Origin of the sequence: Pseudomonas sp. PS02288 (assembly GCF_029959715.1) — a bacterium.
Taxonomy (GTDB): Bacteria; Pseudomonadota; Gammaproteobacteria; order Pseudomonadales; family Pseudomonadaceae; genus Pseudomonas_O; species Pseudomonas_O kuykendallii.
Genome location: NZ_JASCPA010000033.1, coordinates 25,210 through 46,352 on the forward strand (window position 1 = coordinate 25,210; position 21,143 = coordinate 46,352).

Consider the following 21,143-nt stretch of genomic DNA (forward strand, 5'->3'; position numbering starts at 1 on the left):
CATACAATGCGCGCGCCGTAGCATCGGGTCAAACCCACGGAGAAAACCGATGTTCGACCTGCCGCAATTGCGCGATGCCGCCCGCCTGATCCAACCCCTCGTCCCGCCCACCGCGCAGATCGCCTGGCCGTTGCTGGCAGAGCGGACCGGCTGCGAGGTCTGGGTCAAGCACGAGAACCACAACCCCACCGGGGCCTTCAAGCTGCGCGGCGGGCTGGTCTACGTCGACAGCCTGCGCCGCCGGCAGCCGGAGCTTCGCGGGCTGATCACCGCCACCCGCGGCAACCACGGCCAGAGCCTCGCGCTGGCCGCCCGCCACGCCGGGCTGGCGCTGCGCATCCTGGTGCCGGAGGGCAATGCACGGGAGAAGAACGCGGCGATGCGCGCGTTCGGCGCCGAGGTGATCGAGCAGGGTCGCGACTTCGACGAAGCCCGTGCGCTGGCCGCGCGCATGGCCCGCGACGAAGGCCTGCATTTCGTGCCCGCGCTGCACCCGGACCTGGTGCGCGGCGTGGCCACCTACGCGCTGGAGCTGTTCGAGGCGGCGCCGCCGCTGGACCGTGTGTACGTGCCGATCGGCATGGGTTCGGGCATCTGCGGGCTGATCCGCACCCGCGACCTGCTCGGCCTTCGCAGCGAGATCGTCGGAGTCGTCGCGCGCGGCGCGGACGCCTACGCGCAGAGCTTCGAGGCCGGGGAGATTCGCCGCACCGAGCGTGCCGAGACCTTCGCCGACGGCATGGCCTGCCGCGACCCGCAGGCCGAGGCGCTGGAGATCATCCGCGCTGGCGCCGCGCGCATCGTACGGGTCGACGACGAGGAAATCCGCACGGCGATCCGCGTGCTTCACGAGGACACCCACAACCTGGCCGAAGGCGCCGGCGCCGCCGCCCTCTCCGCACTGATGCAAGAACGCGAGATCAACCGCGGCGGCCGCGCCGCGGTGATCCTCAGTGGCGCCAACATCGACCGGCAGATGCTGGCGGAGATCATTCGCTGAGGGTCGGCTGAAGGCCCTCTCCCCTGGCCCCTCTCCCGTGAACGGGAGAGGGGAGCGAAGCGCCCGGCGCCGCGGAGGCTGCCGATGCTGTGGCGGTACCGTCAGAGACCTTGTTCAAGGACGCACGGCAGAGCCTTCTCTCAGGTCACCACGCGGTAACAGGGCACGTAGGCGCTGCCGCCCGGCAGCTTCATGCGGTGCTGTTCGACGAAGGCCTGCAGCAGGCGGTCGAGGGTTTGCATGATGTCCTTGTCGCCGCTGATCTCGTAGGGACCATGCTCCTCGATCAGGCGGATGCCGTGGGCCTTGACGTTGCCGGCGACGATGCCGGAAAAGGCCCGGCGCAGGTTCGCGGCCAGTTCGTGCAGCGGCTGGTTGCGAGTCAGGTTGAGGGCGGCCATGTTGGCGTGGGTCGGCTCGAACGGATGCTGGAAGCTGCCGTCGATCTTCAGCAGCCAGTTGAAGTGGAAGGCGTCGTTGCGCTCGCGACGGAACTGCTGGACCGCCTTGATTCCCGCCGCCATCTGCCGGGCGACTTCCGCCGGGTCGTTGACGATCAGCGCGTAGCGCTTCTGCGCCGCCTCGCCGAGGGTGTCGCCGATGAACGCGTGCAGTTGCTGCAGGTAGGTCGCGGCGCTCTTCGGCCCGGTGAGGATCAGCGGGAACGGCAGCTCGGCGTTGTCCGGGTGCATGAGGATGCCCAGCAGGTAGAGGAATTCCTCCGCCGTGCCGGCGCCGCCGGGGAAGATGATGATGCCGTGACCGACACGGACGAAGGCCTCCAGGCGCTTCTCGATGTCCGGCAGGATCACCAGCTCGTTGACGATCGGGTTCGGCGCCTCGGCGGCGATGATGCCCGGCTCGGTCAGGCCCAGGTAGCGCCCGCCGAGAATGCGCTGCTTGGCGTGGGAGATGGTCGCGCCCTTCATCGGCCCCTTCATCACGCCGGGGCCGCAGCCGGTGCAGATGTCCATCCCGCGCAGGCCCAGCTCGTGGCCGGCGCGCTTGGTGTACTTGTATTCCTCGCTGCTGATCGAATGCCCGCCCCAGCACACGACGATCTTCGGCTCGACCCCGGCGCGCAGCGTGCGGGCGTTGCGCAGCAGGTGGAAGACGTAGTCGGTGAGGCCCTGCGAGGTCTCGGTGTCGACGCGCTGGTTCTCCAGTTCGCTCTGCGTGTAGACGATGTCGCGCAGCGCGCTGAAGAGCATCTCGCGGGTGCTGGCGATCATCTCGCCGTCGACGAAGGCATCGGCCGGGGCGTTGAGCAGCTCCAGGCGAATGCCGCGATCCTGCTGGTGGATCTTCACCTCGAAGTCCGGATAGGCCTCGAGGATGGTCTTGGCATTGTCGCTGTGCGACCCGGTGTTGAGGATCGCCAACGCGCACTGGCGGAACAGCGCGTACACGCTGCCAGAGCCGGTTTCGCGCAGTTGCTGCACTTCACGCTGGGAGAGGGTTTCCAGGCTGCCTTTCGGCGATACGGAGGCGTTGATCGTGTTTCGTAGGGACATTGAGCTTTCCGAGGCGCGTGATTCCGGCGAAGTCGACGGAACCAGGGGTTGGGGGCATGCGATGACGTTACCTGAAGCGGAGGGTCCTGCGCACGGCCGGTTTTGATCGGCTCGCGGGCGGGCTCGCGCGGACGAGGGCTTTGGACGCCGGCACGGCCATTTCATTCCCCGCCGGCGCCCGCTTCACAGCCAGTCTTTCGACGCGGCGGTGAGCATTTCGTGGATCAGTTGCGCGAAGCGCTGGCTCAGCACGCTCTGCGGCCGGTCCACCGGCAACAGCAGGTAGGTCGGAAAGCGTATCTGCGGGTGAAACGGGCGGGTCTCGATATCCCGGTGCAGGTATTCCATCGCCACCATCGGGTTGACGATGCTCACGCCCAGGCCGAGCGCGACGAGCGAGCAGATGGTCGCCGCATAGGGCGTTTCCAGGTTCAGCTTGCGCTGGCCCTTGCCGTCCGGGAACACCCGGTCCACCCGCGCGCGCGCGCCGTCGTTCTGCGACAGCGAAATGAACGCCTCGCCTTTCAGGTCCTCCGGCCGCACCACCTCGAGGTCGCCCAGCCGGTGTCTCTTGGGGAACACGCACACCCCCGGCACGTCGCAGATGGCCTGGCTTTTCACGCCGGGAAGCTCCTTGCCCACATAGGACGCCAGCCCCAGGTCGCAGAACTGCGAAGCGGCCCAGTGCGCGACCGTCGGCGAATCGTTGGTGTGGATCGAGATCGCCACGTCCGGGTTCTCCGCGCAAAAGCGCTGGATCACCCGCGGCAGCAGGGTCAGCGAGAGCGAGGGCACGGCGGCGATGCGCAGGCGCCCGGTGCCGGCGCGGCGGATGTTCTGCGCCGACTGCTCCAGGCTGTGCAGGCCGATGAAAGCGCGCTCGACATCTGCGAACAGCGCCGTTCCCTCGTCGGTGGGCATCAGCCGTCCGCCCAGGCGCTCGAACAGGCGGAAGCCGCTCTGCCGCTCCAACTGCGCGATCAGCCGGCTGATGTTGGGTTGCGAGGTGTGCAGAGACTCGGCGGCGGCCGTCATCGAGCCGCTCAACATCACGGCGCGGAAGGCTTCGACTTGCTTGAAATTCATGGGCAGACCATATCAATTCCGTATGAGCCCCCACTGTATTGTCATTTGTTGGCATGAACCAGAGGCCTTATAACTGTTCTCGGCAGCGATGCAACCGCGCAGATGGATGCGCTGTCCGGAGAAGTACGAGCCCGTCCCTTGCACCGAGTCCCGTCTCGGTTCCTGCCCTGAAATCATGTGTCGCAGTGCCGGTGCACGCGATGCTGAACGTTGACCAGGAGGCACCATGTCGTTTTCCTTCAAGATCCTTCGCACCGTATTGGCCTTTTCCTGCGTGTCCCTGACAGGGCTGGCGCCACTGCATGCCGCCGAGCTGCCGGCCGTTCCCGATGACATCAAGGAAGCCGGCCAGCTGCGCGCGGGCGTGCGCTGCGACCAGCCTCCCTACGGCTTCCAGGATGGAAGCGGCGAGTTCGCCGGGGTCGAGGTGGAGATGTCCAGGCAAATCGCGCTCTGGGCGCTGGGCTCGAAGGACAAGGTGACCTTCACCTGCGTCACCGCCGAGAACCGGGTGCCCCAATTGCTTGGGCGCAAGGTCGACTTCCTGATCGCGACCCTCGGCGTGACCCCCGAGCGCCAGCGCGTCATCGACTTCACCACGCCCTATCGCTGGGGCGCCAGCGACGTGGTGGTGAAGAAGGACAGCCCGATCAGGAAGATCACCGACCTGAACGGCAAGACCCTCGCCACCCTGAAGGGCTCGGTGCAGGCCAAGTGGTTCGAGGACCACATGCCCGAGGTGAAGACCCTGCGCATGAACAGCGCCGCCGATGCGCTGCAGACCTTCCGCCAGGGACGCGCCGACGCCTACACCCACGACGCGGCGACCCTGGTCGTGGTGGCCGACAACGACAAGAATGCGCGCCTGCTCAACGAGCCGTTCCAGATATCCGACGCCGCCATCGGCGTGCGCAAGAACGAGGCGGCCTGGCGCGACTACCTGAGCGCCGCGGTGGCGCGCATGCACGAGGAAAAACTGTTCCGCGTCTGGGTCCAGCAGTACGTGCCGGAAAACATCCAGAGCTACTACCTGAGCGTCTTCGAGCAGGCTAAACCTGCCGAAGCGCTCTGAGCGTCGGCCGCCGATGGACTTCGATTTCGACTACCTGCTGGCGCAATGGCCGGCGCTGCTGGACGGCGTGCTGATGACCCTGCGGGTGTCGCTGCTGGCCATCGCCGCCTCGCTGGTCATCGGTGTCCTCGGCGGCGCCGCGCGGGTGATGAAGATTCCGCTGCTGGCGCAGTTCGTCGCCCTGTACGTGGAGTTGATCCGCAACACGCCGATCCTGGTGCAGCTGTTCTTCATCTTCTACGGCCTGCCGGCGATCGGCATGGAGCTCTCGCTGTTCTGGTCGGGGGTGCTGTGCCTGTCGCTGTGGGCCGGCGCCTACCAGGTGGAAAACGTGCGCGGCGGCCTGGCCACGGTCGAGCACGGCATGCGCGAGGCGAGCATGGCCCTGAGCCTCAAGCCGATCCATTACTTCGGCCTGGTGGCCCTGCCCATCGCGTTCCGCACCAGCCTTCCGGCGATGCTCAACACGGCGATTTCGCTGTTGAAGAACTCCTCCTACCTGCAGGCGATCGGCCTGGCGGAGCTGACCTTCGTCGCGGTGGACCGCATCGCCACGGACTTTCGCGCGATCGAGATGTTCAGCGCGATCTGCGTCATGTACCTGGCGCTGGTAGCGGTTTTGGCGGCGCTGACCGGGCGCCTGTCCGCCCACCTGCAACGTCCTTTCCAGAACTGAGGCCGCCATGAACATCCTCATCGAGAACTGGGGGTTCGTCTCCAAAGGGTTATGGATGACGCTGCGCCTGGCGCTGGTGGTCCTGCTGTTCACCACCCTGATTTCGTCGGTGTTCGGCGTGCTGGCGACCCTGCGCAACCGCGTGCTGCGCACGCTCATCCATGCCTACGTCGAGCTGTTCCGCTCGATCCCGCTGATCGTCAACGTGTTCTTCATCTTCTTCGGCGCGCCGATGCTGGGCCTGGACCTGAGCCCGTTCGCCGCCGTCACCACCGGGCTGACCCTGTGGGGCAGCGCCAACGGCATCGAAATCGTCCGCGGCGGCCTCGAATCGGTGCCCCGCCACCAGTGGAAGAGCGCCTGGACGCTGGGGCTGCGACCCTGGCAGATCTACCTGCACGTGATCGCGCCGCAGTCGATGCGGGCGATCCTGCCGGCCTACACCGGCCTTCTGACGATGCTCGTCCAGGCCACCTCGCTTGGCGCCCTGGTGGGGGTCAGCGAGTTCCTCAAGGTCGGCCAGATCATCATCGAACGCGCCACGGTGATGACCGGCGTCAGCCCGGCGTTCACCGTCTATGGCGGCGTTCTGCTGGTGTACTTCGTCATCTGTTCGTCGCTGAGCTGGCTCAGCCGCTATCTCGAACGCCGCCTGGGCCGCCCGGCGATGCGTACCAAAAACCAGGGGGTTTCATGATGCAAGAATCCAAAGTCAGTCGGCGCCTGAAGGAAGCCACCGCCCCGGAGGTCAACGAGTACATCTACCGGCCGCGCCTGGAAGGTTTCGCCGACGGCTTCGCCAATCTGGGCGACGTCAATAAGGCGCACATCGTCATGCTCGCCGAGCGCGGCCTGATTCGCGAAGAACATGCGGCGGTGCTGGCCAGGGGCGTGCTGGACATGGAGGCGGCCGGGCCGGCCGCGGTGACCCTCGACCCCTCCCGCGAGGACGCCTATTTCAACTACGAGGCGCACCTGATCGAGCAGATCGGCGCCGACATCGGCGGCCGCCTGCACACCGGGCGCAGCCGCAACGACATGCTCGCGACCCTGGACCGCCTGCGTTGCCGGGAAGTCCTGATGGACCTCATCGACGCGCTGATCCAGGTACGCCAGACCGCGTTGGAAAGGGCCGAGGCGTTCGCCAGCGTGGTGATGCCGGGCTACACCCACCTGCAGCCGGCCCAGCCGATCACCTACGGGTTCTACCTGTCGGCGGTCGAGCAGGCGCTGGAGCGCGATTGCCGGCGACTGACCCAGACCCTCGAATCGATGAACCAGAGCCCGCTGGGCGCCGCCGCCTTCGCCGGCACTCCGTTCGCGATCGACCGGGCGCGCACCGCCGAGCTGCTGGGCTTCGACGGTTATCTGGACAACGCCCTGGACGCCGTGGGCTCCCGCGATTTCATTCTCGAAAGCCTGTCCCACCTGAGCCTGCTGTCGGTGTTCTGGAGCCGCGTGGCGCAGGACTACTTCGTCTGGAGCACCCACGAGTTCAGCCTGATCGACTTCCCCGATAGCGTCGCGGCGACCTCCAGCATCATGCCGCAGAAGAAGAACCCGACCGTCCTGGAATACCTCAAGGGTCGCAGCGGGCACATCGTCGGCCTGCTGATGGGCGCCAGCACCACCATCAAGGGCAGCAACTTTTCCCACACCGGCGACGCCAACCGCGAAGGCACCCGCAGCTTCTGGGAGGCGGCGGAAGAGAGCCTGCGCTGCCTGAAGCTGCTCAATCTGGTGCTGCGCACGGCGACGCCGAACGCGCGACTGGGGGTGCAACGGGCCGGCGAGGACTTCTCCACCGCCACCGCTCTGGCCGATCTGATCGTGCGTGAGGCGGACCTGTCGTTCCGCGAGGCGCACCACGTCGTCGGCGGCGTGGTGCGCCTGGCGATGGACGCGGGGATTCCGGCGCACCGCATCGACACGGCGATGGTGGACGTCTGCGCGCTGGAGCAGCTCGGTCACCCGCTGAACCTGGCCGCGGACAAGGTGCGCGACTGCCTCGACCCCACCGCCAACGTGCAGGCGCGCACCTCCGCTGGCGGCCCCTCGCTGCTCTCGCTGGAGCCCAGCCTGATCCGCGCCAATCAACGCATCGGGCTGGAGCGCCAGGCCAACCAGGCCCGCCGCGACCGCCTCGCGGCGGCCCATGAGCGGCTGCAGGCGGCGACCCGGGCGCAGGCCGGCCTATGAAGCCGATGCTCACCGTGCGTGACCTGCACAAGCACTTCGGGGAGCACGAGGTGGTCAAGGGCGTCGACCTGGACGTCAGCGAGGGCGAGGTGGTGGTGATCATCGGCCCCAGCGGCTCGGGGAAGTCGACCTTCATCCGCTGCCTGAACAGCCTCGAAGAGCCCACCGCCGGCAGCGTCGTCATCGACGGCGGCGAATCGATCCAGGCGGGAAACCGCAGGGCGCTGGCCCGCCTGCGCGAGGACGTCGGCATGGTGTTCCAGGACTACACCCTGTTTCCGCACATGACGGTGCTGGCGAACATGACGCTCGCGCCGGTCAAGCTCAAGCGGGCGTCGCGCGCGGATGCCGAGCGCGAGGCGCTGGCGTTGCTGGAGCGGGTGGGCCTGCAGCACAAGGCCGACGGCTACCCGTCGGAGCTTTCCGGCGGCCAGCAGCAGCGCGTGGCCATCGTCCGCGCGCTGGCGATGAAGCCGCGCCTGCTGTTGTTCGACGAGCCGACCTCGGCGCTCGACCCGGAGACCGTCGGCGACGTGCTCAACGTCATGAAGGGCCTGGCCGCGGAAGGCATGACCATGATCGTGGTGACCCACGAGATGGGCTTCGCCCGCGAAGTGGCGGATCGGGTGGTGTTCTTCGCGGACGGCCGCATCGTCGAAATGGGGCCGCCTTCGCAGATGTTCACCGCGCCGAAGGAGGCCCGCACGCAGCAGTTCCTCCACAGCGTCCTGCATTGACGTCTCGCGCCCGAGACGTCCGCTGCGCTCAAATCAGATGCGGGGTGCTGCGCGCCAGCAGCGCCTCGGTATCCACGCCGCGTGGCAGGGTGCCGTATTCGCGGCCGCCGTCGCCCAGACGGCTGGCGATGAAGGCATCGGAGACCACGGCGTTGCCGGCTTCCAGCAGCAGCTTGGCCTGCAGACCGACGGCCACGTCCTCGGTGAGCTGGCGGGCGCGGTACTGGATGTCGTCGGTGTCGCGGAAGTTCTTCGCCAGGCGTTCGATGTGCGCGCGCAGGCGGGCATCGCCGTGGCCGTCGCCGAGTTCGGCGAACAGCGCGTCGAGCACCCCGGCCTCTTTCGACAGAGCGCGCAGCACGTCCAGGCACTGCACGTTGCCGGAGCCTTCCCAGATCGAGTTGACCGGTGCCTCGCGGTACAGCCGCGGCAGGATGGTTTCCTCGACGTAACCGGCGCCGCCCAGGCATTCCGAGGCTTCGGCGATCATTCCCGGCGCGCGCTTGCAGATCCAGTACTTGCCGACCGCGGTGACCAGGCGGGCGAAGGTCGCTTCCTGGGCATCGTCGGCGTTGTCCAGCGCGTGCCCCATGCGCAGGCTCAGCGCCAGCGCGGCTTCGCTTTCCAGGGCGAGGTCGGCCAGCACGTTGCGCATCAGCGGCTGTTCGGCGAGCAGGCGGCCGCCGACCTGACGGTGCGCGCAGTGGTGCGTGGCCTGGCTCAGCGCCTGGCGCATCAGGGCGCTGGAACCGACCATGCAGTCGAAGCGGGTCATCCCGACCATCTCGATGATGGTCGGCACGCCGCGGCCTTCCTCGCCGATCATCCAGGCCAGCGCGCCGCGGTATTCCACTTCGCTGGAGGCGTTCGACCAGTTGCCCAGCTTGTTCTTCAGACGCTGGATGTAGAAGGCGTTGCGCGTGCCGTCCGGGCGGTGGCGCGGCAGCAGGAAGCAGGTCAGGCCCTTGTCGGTGTAGGCCAGGGTCAGGAAGGCGTCGCACATCGGCGCCGAGCAGAACCACTTGTGGCCGACCAGCTCGTAGGCCTGGCCTGGCCCGCCGGCACCGAGGGCGTGGGCGCGGGTGGTGTTGGCGCGCACGTCGGTGCCGCCCTGCTTCTCGGTCATGGCCATGCCGAGGGTGACGCCGGCCTTGCGCTCCATCGGCAGGTTGCGCGGGTCGTATTCACTGGCGAGGACGCGCGGCAGCCACTGCGCGGCGATGTCCGGCTGCAGTTGCAGCGCCGGCACGCTGGCGAAGGTCATGGTCAGCGGACAGCCGCTGCCGGACTCCGCCTGCGAGTGCAGGTAACTCAGTCCGGCCCGCGCCACGTGGGCGCCGGCGCGCGGGTCGGTCCAGGGCAGCGACGGGATGCCGTGCTCGATGGCCGTGCGCATCAGCTCGTGATAGGCCGGATGGAATTCCACCAGGTCGATGCGCTGACCGTAGCGGTCATGGCTCTTGAACACCGGCTTGTTCTCGTTGGCGAGGAAACCCGCCGCCATCAGCGGCCCGCCGGCCAGCGCGCCGTATGCCTGCAGACGGTCCTCGGCCCAGCCGCCCTGGAAGCGGTGCACCCACTCCTGTAACGGCAGGTCGACGCGGTAGAGGTTGGCGCCGTCCAGCGGCGGCACCTGGTTGAAGACCTCGTGGGTTTCGCCGAGGGCACTGAACGCGGACTGAGGGGAATTCACGGATGGGGCTCCTTGGCGCCGACAGCGCGCAGACAGAAAGTGGTCAGGGCATCGCTGACCACGGCCAGTTCAACGGACGGCCGACCGGCCTCGCGCGCCGCCCAGGCGGGCGGCGACAGTGGACCGACCAGCGATTCGGCAATCGCGCCCACCAGGCACGCGGCGATCACTCGCGGTTGCGCGACCTGGAACGCGCCCTGCGCCGCGCCTTCCTCCAGCAACTCGCAGAACAGCTCGCCATAGGCTTCGCGGTAGAGCAGGCGTTGCTCGTCCACCTCCGCCTCCACCGGCTCGGCGATCAGGGCGAAGGCCAGCGAACGGCTGCTCCAGGCCCGCGCGGCGAACTGCCGGACGCCGCGCGCCAGGCGTGTCGCCGGATCGCCGTCGCCCCTCAACACCTCGCGCAGCGCCTCGACCTCGCGGCCGCTGGCGCTGGCGAACACCTCCGCCGCCAGCTCGCCCTTGCTGTGGAAATGGCGGTACAGGCTGCCGGTGGCGATGCCGACGTCGTCGGCCAGGGCGACCATGGTCAGGCTGGCGAAACCGCCGCCGGCCACCCGGCTCAGGGCGCAGTCGAGAATGCGCTGGCGCAGTTGCTCATCGCGATCCATGCGGGCGGGGGTGGTGCGGTAGGCCATGGGTGGCTCCCGATTGCTTCACAAGAAGTGAACCAACGTTCAGATGTTTGCGAAAGCGGGAAATCGGCCAAAGCGCAGGCCTTACTCCGCCAAGGCGCTCATCCCGACGTACGGCAGAGGGCGTCGCCGCCGGCCGATTGTTCTTCTGACCGCACCCGGTTGGTTCGGTTGAGCAGCGCGCGACGAAGAAGCCGCTGCAGCTCCTCGAAGCGCATCGGTTTGCCCAGGCAATCGTCCATCCCCGCCGCCAGGCAATGCTCGCGGGCAGCGGCCTGCGGCGCGCCGACCATGCCCAGCAGCACCAGCCCGGCGTACTCCGACCGCTGGCGCAGGCGCCGACAGGTGGCATAGGCGTCATCGCCGGGGGCGGCGCAATCGATCAGCAGCGCATCCACCGGCTCCAGCGCGAGCAGCTCGAAGGCCTGCTCGCCGTTGTCGACGGTGAACACCTGGTAGCCCAGCTTGAGCAGCATGCCGCGCGACACCAGGCGGCTGACCGTGTCCTCTTCCACCAGCAATACCCGGCAGTCGGCCGGGCGCCGCGGCGCGACGGCGCCGGCTGCCGTGCCGGTCGTGTGACGGACGCCGGACGCCAGCGGCAGCCTCAGCTCGAAGCGGCTGCCGCGGCCCGGCAAGGACTGGTGGCGCAGTTCGCCGCCGAGCAGTCCGGCGAGCTGGCGGCATAACGCCAGGCCGATGCCCAGGCCGCCGTGGGTGCGGGTCAGCGATCCGTCGAGCTGCTTGAAATGCTGGTACAACGAGCCATCGGCTGGCGTGACGAAGCCGATCCCACTGTCGCTGACGACGAAGCTCAGGTGGCCCGCGGCGTCGCTTTCGCGCGCCACGCGCAGCACCACGCCGCCGCGTACAGTGAACTTGATCGCGTTGTCGAGCAGGTGGCCGAGGCACTGGGCGATCTTCTGCGCGTCGCCCTCGAGCACCTCTTCGAGGCCAGGCTGACGCTCGAGGGAAAAGCGCAGGCCCTTGTCCTCGGCACGCGCCGCGTAGCTGCCGCGCAGCGCCTCGAGCAGCCCGCCGAGGCTGAACGGCTCGCGCACGGCGCGCAGGCGCCCGGCCTGCAGCTCGGTGAGTGCCAGCAGGTCGTCGATCATGCCCAGCAGCGCGCGCGCCGAATCGGCCGCGGTCTTGCGGTAAAGCGCCGACTCGGTGTCCAGCGGCATGGTCTGCAACAGGTCCAGCGAACCGATCACGCCGTTCATCGGCGTGCGCAGCTCATGGGTCAGGGTGGCGAGGAATTCGTCCTTGAGGCGATTGCCCGCCGCCAGCTCGGCGTTGAGCGCCTGCAGTTTCCGCTCGGCCGCCTGCAGGATGCCGGTGCGTTCCTCCTTCAGCGCGTTGATCCGGTCGGCCAGGGCCAGCGACAGCAGGCCGACCTCCAGCGCCGAACCGATCTGGCTGGCGTACATGGTGAAGAAGACGTTGGGCAGGTAGCCGAGCACCATCAGCGTGTTGATCAGTCCGCCGCCGAGGAAGGCGCTCCAGGCTAGGGTGAAATAGCGCGCCACCTGCATCCCGCGCACCCAGGCCAGCACGCCGGCGGCGAACACCGTGACGGTGAACGCCAACGCCAGCAGCGTGGCCAGGCGCAGGGCGATGGCGTAGCTGCTGCACAGCGACAGCAGCATGACCAGGGCGGCGCTGACCATGAGCACACGCAGCAGGCGATCGAGCGGCAGCGAATACTGCAGGATACGCAGGAAACGCCGGGCGAACTGGCCGCCGAACAGCGCCGTGGCACCGATGAAGAACGGCGTGGACGCGTTCGCCCACCAGGGGTTGTCCGGCCAGAGATACTGGATACCGGCGCCGTTCACCGACACCTGATAGAGGCCGAACGAGGCGATGTAGAGGATGTAGTAGAGGTAGCTGACGTCGCGGACGCTGAGGAAGATGAACAGGTTGTAGAAGAGCATCACCAGCAGCACGCCGTAGATGATTCCAAGCATGTAGACGCGGCCGGTCTGGCCTTCGAGATAGGCATGCGGCGCCCACAGCGTCAGCGGCGCCTGGATTGAACCCTCGCTTTTCAGCCGCAGGTAGACGCGCATGGGCTGACCGGGCTGCAGGCCGAGGCGGAACAGGTAGTTGTTCTGCTTCAGCTCGCGGCTGGCGAACGGCAGGCCGTCGCCCGTGTGGCGCGCCAGCCGGTAGCGGCCTTCGGCGTCGGCCAGGTAGAGCTGCAGGTCGTCGAGCGGCGGATAGGCCAGTTCCAGCAGCCAGTCGCGCGCATCGCCGGCGCCGTGCGGCTGGTATTCCAGGTCCACGCGCAGCCAGAACGCCGAATGCGAATAACCGGCGTTGAGCACGTCCTGGTCATGCGGGCGGAATTTGCCGTCGAAGGCGGACGAGCTGATCTCTTCGATGCCAACCTCGCCGCGCGGGTCCTCGAAAACCGCCATCGCGCGCCCCAGCGGGACGCTCTCGGTTCGTTCGTCGAAGCTGATCGCCGTTGCCAGGCTCGGCAACAGGCAAAGGATAGAGAGGAGGAGTTGCCGCATACGCCCTGCACAAAACGGCCGGTGACAGGAGCGCTTCCTGGAGGAGCGCAGCCGGCCGATCGGGTGAGAAAGCGGCGAACTGTACCAGTCCGCCGCCGACGGCGCAGGCCCGCGCGCGGGCACTGGACCCTGTCGCTGCAGCCGCCTGGAGGTCCTCCGGCGAGCGTTTAGTGATAAGCTCGCGCACCATGAATATGCCCTCTCGCCCCGTTGTCCTCTGCCTCTCCGGGCATGACCCCAGTGGTGGTGCCGGCCTGCAGGCCGACATCGAAGCCCTGCTCGCCCAAGGCTGCCACGCCGCCCCGACCGTCACTGCGCTGACCGTGCAGAGCACCGTCGATGTCGTCGATTTTCGAGTGCTCGACCGCGAATGGGTGCTCGCCCAGGCGCATGCGGTGATCGCGGATCTGCCGGTCGCCGCGGTCAAGCTGGGCATGCTCGGCTCGGTGGAGATGGTCGAAACCGTGCTCGAAGTGATGCGCTCGCTGCCGGGCGTGCCGCTGGTCTGCGACCCGGTGCTGCGCGCAGGCGGCGGTGGAACCCTGGGCAAGGACGACGTCGGCTTCGCGATGCGCGAGCGGCTGCTGCCGATCGCCGCCATCGCCACGCCCAACCTCCCCGAAGCGCGCATCCTCGCCGAATTGCCCGACGGCAGCGCCGACGAATGCGCGGAAAAGCTACTGCCCTATTGCCGCCACCTGCTGATCACCGGTGGACACGGCGACGAGCAGCAGGTGCACAACCGCCTTTACTCCCGAGACGGCTCCCGCCACAGCTTCACCTGCGAGCGCCTGCCGGGCAGCTACCACGGTTCCGGCTGCACCCTCGCCAGCGCCCTGGCCGGGCGCCTGGCCCTTGGCGAAGACCTCGCCAGCGCGGTGCAGACGGCGTTGACCTACACCTGGCGCACGCTGCGCGACGCCGAAGCGCCGGGCAAGGGCCAGTACGTGCCGCGCCGCCTGCCGCTGGATTTCTGCTCGTGAGCCGGACGTCATGAAATTGCGCGGCCTCTACGCCATCACCGACAGCCAGTTGCTCGCCGGCGGCAAATTGCTGCCCTACGTCGAAGCGGCGCTCAAGGGCGGCGCACGGCTGCTGCAGTACCGGGACAAATCCAGCGACGACGCCCGCCGCCTGCGCGAAGCCGAGGCGCTGCGCGAACTCTGCGCCCGCCACGGCGCACAGCTGATCATCAACGACGACGCCGAGCTCGCCGCACGCTTGGGCGTCGGCCTGCACCTCGGCCAGGGCGACGGTTCCCTGGGCGCGGCGCGTGCCCTGCTCGGCCGCAAGGCGATCATCGGCGCGACCTGCCATGCGCGCCTCGACCTCGCCGAGCAGGCCATCCGCGAAGGCGCCAGCTACGTCGCCTTCGGTCGTTTCTTCGATTCCAATACCAAGCCGGGCGCACCGGCTGCCAGCCTCGAGCTGCTGGCCCAGGCCCGCCAGCTCGCCGGCCTGCCGATCGTCGCCATCGGCGGCGTGACGCTCGACAACGCCCCCTCGCTGATCGCCCACGGCGCCAACCTGGTGGCGGTGATCCACGCCCTGTTCAGCGCCGAAAACGCCGCGGAAGTCGAGCGTCGCGCCCACGCCTTCAGTGCCTTGTTCGCAACCCCCTGACCATTTCGGCGGATGAGCGACGCTGATCCGCCCGCCGACCTCCGAGAGGCCCCCGCATGTCCCGCTCCGAAACCCTGTTCGCCAACGCCCAGAAACACATCCCCGGCGGCGTCAATTCGCCGGTCCGCGCCTTCAGGAGCGTCGGCGGCACCCCGCTGTTCTTCAAGCACGCCGCCGGCGCCTACGTGATCGACGAGGACGACAAGCGCTACGTCGACTACGTCGGCTCCTGGGGGCCGATGATCCTTGGCCACAGCCATCCGGACGTGCTCGACGCGGTGCGCAGGCAGCTCGAGCACGGCCTCTCCTACGGCGCGCCGACCGCCATGGAAACCGAGATGGCCGACCTCGTCTGCCGCCTGGTGCCGTCGATGGAGATGGTCCGCATGGTCAGCTCCGGGACCGAGGCGACCATGAGCGCGATCCGCCTGGCACGTGGCTTCACCGGCCGCGACAGCATCATCAAGTTCGAAGGCTGCTACCACGGCCACTCCGACAGCCTGCTGGTGAAAGCCGGCTCCGGCCTGCTGACCCAGGGCGTACCGAGTTCGGCAGGCGTTCCGGCCGCCTTCGCCAAACACACGCTGACCCTGCCGTTCAACGACATCGAAGCGGTGAAGACGATGCTCGCCGAGGTCGGCCAGGAGGTCGCCTGCATCATCGTCGAGCCGGTCGCCGGCAACATGAACTGCGTGCCGCCGGCACCCGGCTTCCTCGAAGGCCTGCGCGCGCTGTGCGACGAGCACGGCGTGGTGCTGATCTTCGACGAAGTGATGACCGGCTTCCGCGTCGCCCTCGGCGGTGCCCAGGCGCACTACGGCATCGTTCCGGACCTGACCACCTTCGGCAAGATCATCGGTGGCGGCATGCCGGTCGGCTGCTTCGGCGGCAAGCGCGCGATCATGCAGCGCATCGCCCCGCTCGGCCCGGTGTATCAGGCCGGCACGCTGTCCGGTAATCCGCTGGCGATGGCCGCCGGCCTGACCACCCTGCGGCTGATCCAGCGCGAAGGCTTCCACGCCGAGCTGAGCGAGTACACCAGCCGCATGCTGCAGGGCCTGCAGGACCGCGCCGATGCGGCCGGCATTCCCTTCGTCACTACCCAGGCCGGCGGCATGTTCGGCCTGTACTTCAGCGGCGCCGACGACATCGTCACCTTCGACGACGTGATGGGCAGCGACGTCGAACGCTTCAAGCGCTTCTTCCACCTGATGCTCGACGGCGGCGTTTACCTGGCGCCCAGCGCGTTCGAGGCCGGTTTCACGTCGATCGCCCATGGCGATGCGGAGCTGAAGATCACCCTCGACGCCGCCGAACGCGCGTTCGCCGAATTGAAGAAAAGCTGACACAAAAGCGGGTAAAGGCTTTGTAAGCGAGCTACGGGTTATTCCATAATGAACGTGCCGACACGCTTGTCGGCCGGGCATGGGCCCGTCTCTGCTTCTGAGGCGTTTCGACTCGCATGAACCGCACCGGCCGCGGCCGAATTCTGGGCTGCCTGCTGCTTCTGCTTCCCGCGCTGGCCACGGCGGGGGGCAACTCCCTGCTGATCCCGGCCAACGGGCGCTGCTCGCTGAACACCGCGCCGGAAGACATGCCCGAAGCCCTCGCGGCCTGCCAGCAGGCGGCGCAGAGTGGCGACAGCGAAGCGCAGTTCGAACTCGGCGAGTATTACTACGACGGCCAGCGCGCCCCGCGCGACCTCAAGCAGGCGCTCAACTGGTTCGAGCAGGCATCGCTCAAGGGCCACGCCAACGCGCAGCTGCGTCTGGGCAGCATGTTCTTCCGCGGCGAAGGCGTGCCGGCGAACAACATGCAGGCGTTCATCGTGCTGAAGATGGCGGCGGTGAACGGTTCGGACGAAGCGCTGGATACCGCCGACCTGGTCGCCGCGCAGATGCGTCGCGACGAGCTGGACATCGCCACCCAGGTGCTCGGGCAGATCTTCCGCAACTACCTCACCGACCTGCAGACGGTCGACGGCAACAACTCGCCGTTCGCACCACTTCCGTAGCTCGCCGCGCGGCGGGCGCCCTCGATTGGTCGCTTACTTGTCCGGCATCGGCATGGGGAACGGCATCACGTTGCCGCCACCCTTCGCTTCGCTGATCTTCGGCGTACCGAGACGCTCCACTTCGTCGATGCGGACGATCGCGTGCATCGGCACGAAGCTGCGCACCACGCCCTCGAACTGCGCCTTGAGCTTTTCCTCGCTGGGGTCGACGACCACCTGAGTGCGTTCGCCGAAGACGAATTCCTCGATTTCCAGGAAACCCCAGAGATCGCTCTGGAAGATCTGCTTGGCGTACATCTCGTACACCTGGCCCTGGTTGAGGAAAATCACCTTGTAGATCGGGGTATCGCGCTTGCTCATGCTGACGGGGCGGCTCGGGGAGGAGAAACGGGGCGCGCATCGTAGCACAGGCGGCCCGCCTGACTGGCGCGGTGAAATCGAACGCCGCCTCGCCTTCCGCAGCGCTGTAGCCTGATCAAGGCGGCGCCCTTATAATCGCCGGTCATTTTTTAACCACCCTGACGTTGCCATGACCAAGAAGCTCTATATCGAAACCCACGGTTGCCAGATGAACGAGTACGACAGCTCGCGAATGGTCGACCTGCTGGGCGAGCACGAGGCCCTGGAAGTCACGGCGAACCCCGCCGAAGCCGACGTGATCCTGCTCAACACCTGCTCGATTCGCGAGAAGGCCCAGGACAAGGTGTTCTCCCAGCTCGGCCGCTGGCGCGAGCTGAAGCTGGAGAACCCCGGCCTGGTGATCGGCGTCGGCGGCTGCGTGGCCAGCCAGGAGGGCGCGGCGATCCGTGACCGCGCGCCCTATGTCGACGTGGTGTTCGGCCCGCAGACCCTGCACCGCCTGCCGGAAATGATCGATGCCGCGCGCAGCACGCGCACGCCGCAGGTGGACATCTCCTTCCCCGAGATCGAGAAGTTCGACCGCCTGCCCGAGCCGCGCATCGACGGCCCCAGCGCCTTCGTCTCGATCATGGAAGGCTGCAGCAAGTACTGCACCTTCTGCGTGGTGCCCTACACCCGCGGCGAGGAAGTCAGCCGGCCGTTCGACGACGTGCTCGCCGAAGTCATCCACCTCGCCGAGCACGGCGTGCGCGAAGTCACCCTGCTGGGGCAGAACGTCAACGGCTATCGTGGCGAGACCCATGACGGGCGAATCGCCGACTTCGCCGAACTGATCCGCGTGGTCGCCGAGGTCGAGGGCATCGAGCGAATCCGCTACACCACTTCGCACCCGCTGGAATTCTCCGACGCGCTGATCGCCGCCCATGCCGAAGTGCCGGAGCTGGTGAAGTTCGTCCACCTTCCGGTGCAGGCGGGCTCGGATCGCATCCTCGCGGCGATGAAGCGCAACCATACGGCGCTGGAATACAAGTCGCGCATCCGCAAGCTGCGCGCCGCGGTGCCGGACATCTGCATCAGCTCGGACTTCATCATCGGCTTCCCCGGCGAGACTGAGAAGGACTTCGAGCAGACCATGAAACTGGTACAGGACGTCGGTTTCGACTTCTCCTTCTCCTTCGTCTACAGCGCGCGCCCCGGCACGCCGGCCGCCGATCTGCCCGACGACACGCCCGACGAGGTGAAGAAGCAGCGCCTGTCGATTCTGCAGACGCGGATCAGCCAGCAGGGCTTCGAGATCAGCCGGCGGATGGTCGGCAGCACCCAGCGCATCCTCGTCAGCGACTTCTCGAAGAAGGACCCGGGCATGCTCCAGGGGCGTACCGAAAACAACCGCATCGTCAACTTCCGCAGCGCCAACCCGCGGCTGATCGGCCAGTTCGTCGACGTGCATATCGACGACGCGCTGCCGCATTCGCTGCGCGGCAGCCTGATCGAAAACACCGCTCACTGACGCCCGCCGGGTCGAAGCGGCCCGGGGGCCGTGCATCGCCGTCGCGCCGCCGGCCCGATGCACGGCCGGGCGGCGGCTTTCACCCTCGCCCGCATGGGGTTATCCTTTCTTCCACCTTCACTGCCTCCGGCGGCCATAAAAAGACATTGAACGCTCCCACCGAACCCCATCGTTTCACCCTCGAACCCTTTGAAGCGCGCCGCTTCGCCAACCTCTGCGGACAGTTCGACGAGCACTTGCGGCTGATCGAACAGCGCCTCGCCCTGGAAATCCGCAACCGCGGCAACCAGTTCGAGATCGTCGGCAACAGCGAGCGCGCCCGCGCCGCGGAAAATCTGCTGCGCCGCCTGTACCGCGAGACCCAGAGCAGCGAGCTGTCGCCGGACATGGTCCACCTGTTCCTGCAGGAGTCGGGGATGGACGAGCTGGTCAACCCGAGCGCGCAGAACGCCTCCAGCGTCGCGCTGCGCACCAAGAAGGGCATGATCAAACCGCGCGGTGCCAACCAGCAGCGCTACGTGCGTTCGATCCTGGACAACGACATCAACTTCGGCATCGGCCCGGCCGGCACCGGCAAGACCTACCTCGCCGTGGCCTGCGCGGTGGACGCGCTGGAGCGCGAACAGGTGCGTCGCATCCTGTTGGTGCGTCCGGCGGTGGAAGCCGGCGAGAAGCTCGGCTTCCTGCCCGGTGACCTGGCGCAGAAGATCGACCCCTACCTGCGCCCGCTGTACGACGCGCTCTACGAGATGCTCGGCTTCGAGACCGTGGCCAAGCTCATCGAGAAGCAGGTGATCGAGATCGCCCCGCTCGCCTACATGCGCGGACGCACGCTTAACAACAGCTTCATCATCCTCGACGAGAGCCAGAACACCACGCTGGAACAGATGAAGATGTTCCTCACCCGCATCGGTTTCGGCTCCACCGCGGTGATCACCGGCGACATCACCCAGGTCGACCTGCCGCGCGGCACCAAGTCCGGGCTGACCCATGTGATCGAGGTGCTGCGCGACGTGCCGGGCATCAGCTTCACCCACTTCATCTCCAAGGACGTCGTGCGCCACCCGCTGGTGCAGCGCATCGTCGAAGCCTACGACCGCTTCGAGCAGCGCCAGCAGGCGCCTCTTCAACGCGACGACAACGACCCGGGTGCCCGCGCCGACGATGCTTGAACTCGACCTGCAGAACGCCAGCCAGGGCGCTGTTCCCGACGAGGCGGCGCTGCGCCGCTGGTGCGAACTGGCGCTGCGCCAGCGCACCGCTGATTCCGAGCTGACCATCCGCCTGGTCGACGAGGACGAGGGCCACGAACTGAACGCCACCTGGCGGCACAAGGATTACGCGACCAACGTGCTGTCCTTTCCCGCCGACATTCCCGAAGGTCCGGGCGGCGAACCGCTGCTGGATATACCGTTGCTCGGCGATCTGGTGATCTGCGTGCCGGTGGTCGAGCGCGAGGCCGCCGAACAGGGCAAGGCCCTCGAAGCCCACTGGGCACACCTGGTGATCCACGGCTGCCTGCACCTGCTGGGCTATGACCATCTGGAAGACGACGAGGCCGAGGAAATGGAATCGTTGGAACGAGAATTGCTCGCCGAGCTGGGTCATCCCGACCCTTATGCCGGCGATGAAAACTGAGCAAGGAAAAATGAGCGAAGACCGATCGAGCAATGGACACAGATCCTGGTTGGAGAAAATTACCCAGGCCTTTGTCCATGAACCGAAGAATCGCCAGGAACTGCTTGAACTCCTGCGCGAAGCCCACCAGAACAACCTGCTCGACAGCGAAGCGCTGTCCATCGTCGAGGGTGCGATCCAGGTTGCCGACCTGCAGGTTCGCGACATCATGGTGCCGCGCTCTCAGGTGATCAGCATCCGCGCCAACCAGTCTCCCGAAGAATTCCTCCCGGCGATCATCGAGGCGGCCCACTCGCGCTACCCGGTGGTCGGCGAGACCCTCGACGACGTGGTCGGCATCCTGCTGGCCAAGGACCTGCTGCCGCTGATCCTCAAGCCGGGCCGCGAGAACTTCAACGTCAGGGACATGCTGCGCCCGGCCACCTTCGTTCCCGAATCCAAGCGCCTCAACGTGCTGCTCAAGGAATTCCGCGCCAACCACAACCACATGGCGGTGGTGATCGACGAATACGGCGGCGTCGCCGGCCTGGTGACCATCGAGGACGTGCTGGAGCAGATCGTCGGCGACATCGAGGACGAGCACGACGTCGAGGAAGACAGCTATATCAAGCCGCTGCCCAGCGGCGACTTCCTGATCAAGGCACTGACGCCGATCGAGAACTTCAACGAGTGCTTCCACAGCGCCTTCTCCGACGACGAGTTCGACACCGTCGGCGGCCTGGTGATGAATGCCTTCGGCCATCTCCCCAAGCGCAACGAGATCACCGAGATCGGCGCCTTCCGTTTCCGCATCCTCAATGCCGACAGCCGGCGCATCCACCTGCTGCGCCTGACCCCGCTGGAGCGCTGAGCCCTGGCGGGATG

The 21,143-nt window shown here is 67.3% G+C and carries 20 protein-coding genes; 14 read left to right on the forward strand and 6 right to left on the reverse strand.

Annotated elements, in window-relative coordinates; translation table 11 throughout:
• Window positions 1-49 precede the first annotated feature (49 nt).
• Window positions 50-1,000, forward strand: a complete 951-nt coding sequence (locus QMX85_RS14120) for a threonine dehydratase (RefSeq protein WP_282341862.1) — start codon at window positions 50-52, stop codon at window positions 998-1,000.
• Window positions 1,001-1,140: 140 nt separating this feature from the next.
• Here QMX85_RS14120 and ppnN read toward each other — a convergent pair whose 3' ends face one another.
• Entirely contained in the window at window positions 1,141-2,514 is a 1,374-nt protein-coding gene (gene ppnN / locus QMX85_RS14125) for a nucleotide 5'-monophosphate nucleosidase PpnN (protein ID WP_282341863.1), read from the reverse strand.
• 183 nt (window positions 2,515-2,697) lie between these two features.
• Window positions 2,698-3,600: a LysR substrate-binding domain-containing protein gene (locus QMX85_RS14130; protein ID WP_282341865.1), complete on the reverse strand. Its 903-nt coding sequence runs from the start codon at window positions 3,598-3,600 to the stop codon at window positions 2,698-2,700.
• Window positions 3,601-3,826: 226 nt separating this feature from the next.
• On the opposite strand from QMX85_RS14130, the gene QMX85_RS14135 reads away from it, so the two are divergent.
• From QMX85_RS14135 to QMX85_RS14155, 5 genes are read left to right on the forward strand one after another with little or no spacing between them, the layout of a single operon-like run.
• On the forward strand, window positions 3,827-4,672 hold the full coding sequence (locus tag QMX85_RS14135; RefSeq protein WP_282341867.1) for a transporter substrate-binding domain-containing protein: 846 nt from the start codon (window positions 3,827-3,829) through the stop codon (window positions 4,670-4,672).
• A 13-nt stretch (window positions 4,673-4,685) separates the two neighbouring features.
• Entirely contained in the window at window positions 4,686-5,348 is a 663-nt protein-coding gene (locus QMX85_RS14140) for an amino acid ABC transporter permease (RefSeq protein ID WP_282341869.1), read from the forward strand.
• Window positions 5,349-5,355: 7 nt separating this feature from the next.
• The gene (locus tag QMX85_RS14145; protein WP_090226027.1) at window positions 5,356-6,045 is read left to right on the forward strand and encodes an amino acid ABC transporter permease; all 690 of its coding nucleotides are present in this window, start codon (window positions 5,356-5,358) and stop codon (window positions 6,043-6,045) included.
• Window positions 6,042-7,547: an argininosuccinate lyase gene (argH, locus tag QMX85_RS14150; protein ID WP_282341872.1), complete on the forward strand. Its 1,506-nt coding sequence runs from the start codon at window positions 6,042-6,044 to the stop codon at window positions 7,545-7,547. The genes QMX85_RS14145 and argH overlap by 4 nt, the downstream gene beginning before the upstream one ends.
• Entirely contained in the window at window positions 7,544-8,284 is a 741-nt protein-coding gene (locus QMX85_RS14155) for an amino acid ABC transporter ATP-binding protein (RefSeq protein ID WP_282341874.1), read from the forward strand. The genes argH and QMX85_RS14155 overlap by 4 nt, the downstream gene beginning before the upstream one ends.
• Before the next feature lie 28 nt (window positions 8,285-8,312).
• On the opposite strand, the gene QMX85_RS14160 is transcribed toward QMX85_RS14155, so the two are convergent.
• From QMX85_RS14160 to QMX85_RS14170, 3 genes are all read right to left on the reverse strand, one after another.
• The gene (locus QMX85_RS14160; RefSeq protein WP_282341875.1) at window positions 8,313-9,977 is read right to left on the reverse strand and encodes an acyl-CoA dehydrogenase family protein; all 1,665 of its coding nucleotides are present in this window, start codon (window positions 9,975-9,977) and stop codon (window positions 8,313-8,315) included.
• Window positions 9,974-10,615, reverse strand: coding sequence for a TetR/AcrR family transcriptional regulator (locus QMX85_RS14165; protein ID WP_090226020.1), 642 nt, complete (start codon window positions 10,613-10,615; stop codon window positions 9,974-9,976). Before QMX85_RS14165 ends, QMX85_RS14160 begins: the two co-directional genes overlap by 4 nt.
• A gap of 98 nt (window positions 10,616-10,713) precedes the next feature.
• A complete protein-coding gene (locus QMX85_RS14170; protein ID WP_282341876.1) occupies window positions 10,714-13,134 on the reverse strand; it encodes a 7TM diverse intracellular signaling domain-containing protein in 2,421 nt (806 codons plus the stop codon).
• A gap of 188 nt (window positions 13,135-13,322) precedes the next feature.
• Between QMX85_RS14170 and QMX85_RS14175 the strand changes: the two genes are divergently transcribed.
• From QMX85_RS14175 to QMX85_RS14190, 4 genes are all read left to right on the forward strand, one after another.
• Window positions 13,323-14,117, forward strand: coding sequence for a hydroxymethylpyrimidine/phosphomethylpyrimidine kinase (locus tag QMX85_RS14175; RefSeq protein WP_282341878.1), 795 nt, complete (start codon window positions 13,323-13,325; stop codon window positions 14,115-14,117).
• Window positions 14,118-14,127: 10 nt separating this feature from the next.
• On the forward strand, window positions 14,128-14,757 hold the full coding sequence (gene thiE, locus QMX85_RS14180; protein WP_282341882.1) for a thiamine phosphate synthase: 630 nt from the start codon (window positions 14,128-14,130) through the stop codon (window positions 14,755-14,757).
• 56 nt (window positions 14,758-14,813) lie between these two features.
• The gene (hemL, locus tag QMX85_RS14185) at window positions 14,814-16,103 is read left to right on the forward strand and encodes a glutamate-1-semialdehyde 2,1-aminomutase (RefSeq protein ID WP_282341884.1); all 1,290 of its coding nucleotides are present in this window, start codon (window positions 14,814-14,816) and stop codon (window positions 16,101-16,103) included.
• A gap of 116 nt (window positions 16,104-16,219) precedes the next feature.
• Window positions 16,220-16,771, forward strand: coding sequence for a tetratricopeptide repeat protein (locus QMX85_RS14190; protein WP_282341886.1), 552 nt, complete (start codon window positions 16,220-16,222; stop codon window positions 16,769-16,771).
• Window positions 16,772-16,804: 33 nt separating this feature from the next.
• Here the strand turns inward: QMX85_RS14190 and QMX85_RS14195 are convergent, their stop codons facing one another.
• Window positions 16,805-17,131, reverse strand: coding sequence for a DUF1820 family protein (locus QMX85_RS14195; protein ID WP_090226002.1), 327 nt, complete (start codon window positions 17,129-17,131; stop codon window positions 16,805-16,807).
• 169 nt (window positions 17,132-17,300) lie between these two features.
• On the opposite strand from QMX85_RS14195, the gene miaB reads away from it, so the two are divergent.
• From miaB to QMX85_RS14215, 4 genes are all read left to right on the forward strand, one after another.
• The gene (gene miaB, locus QMX85_RS14200; RefSeq protein ID WP_282341889.1) at window positions 17,301-18,641 is read left to right on the forward strand and encodes a tRNA (N6-isopentenyl adenosine(37)-C2)-methylthiotransferase MiaB; all 1,341 of its coding nucleotides are present in this window, start codon (window positions 17,301-17,303) and stop codon (window positions 18,639-18,641) included.
• A gap of 146 nt (window positions 18,642-18,787) precedes the next feature.
• The gene (locus QMX85_RS14205) at window positions 18,788-19,813 is read left to right on the forward strand and encodes a PhoH family protein (RefSeq protein WP_090225997.1); all 1,026 of its coding nucleotides are present in this window, start codon (window positions 18,788-18,790) and stop codon (window positions 19,811-19,813) included.
• Window positions 19,806-20,279: an rRNA maturation RNase YbeY gene (ybeY, locus tag QMX85_RS14210; RefSeq protein WP_282341892.1), complete on the forward strand. Its 474-nt coding sequence runs from the start codon at window positions 19,806-19,808 to the stop codon at window positions 20,277-20,279. Before QMX85_RS14205 ends, ybeY begins: the two co-directional genes overlap by 8 nt.
• A 10-nt stretch (window positions 20,280-20,289) precedes the next feature.
• Window positions 20,290-21,129 carry an HlyC/CorC family transporter gene (locus QMX85_RS14215; protein ID WP_282341894.1) on the forward strand — a complete coding sequence of 280 codons (840 nt, stop codon included), beginning with the start codon at window positions 20,290-20,292 and terminating at the stop codon, window positions 21,127-21,129.
• Window positions 21,130-21,143: the final 14 nt, after the last annotated feature.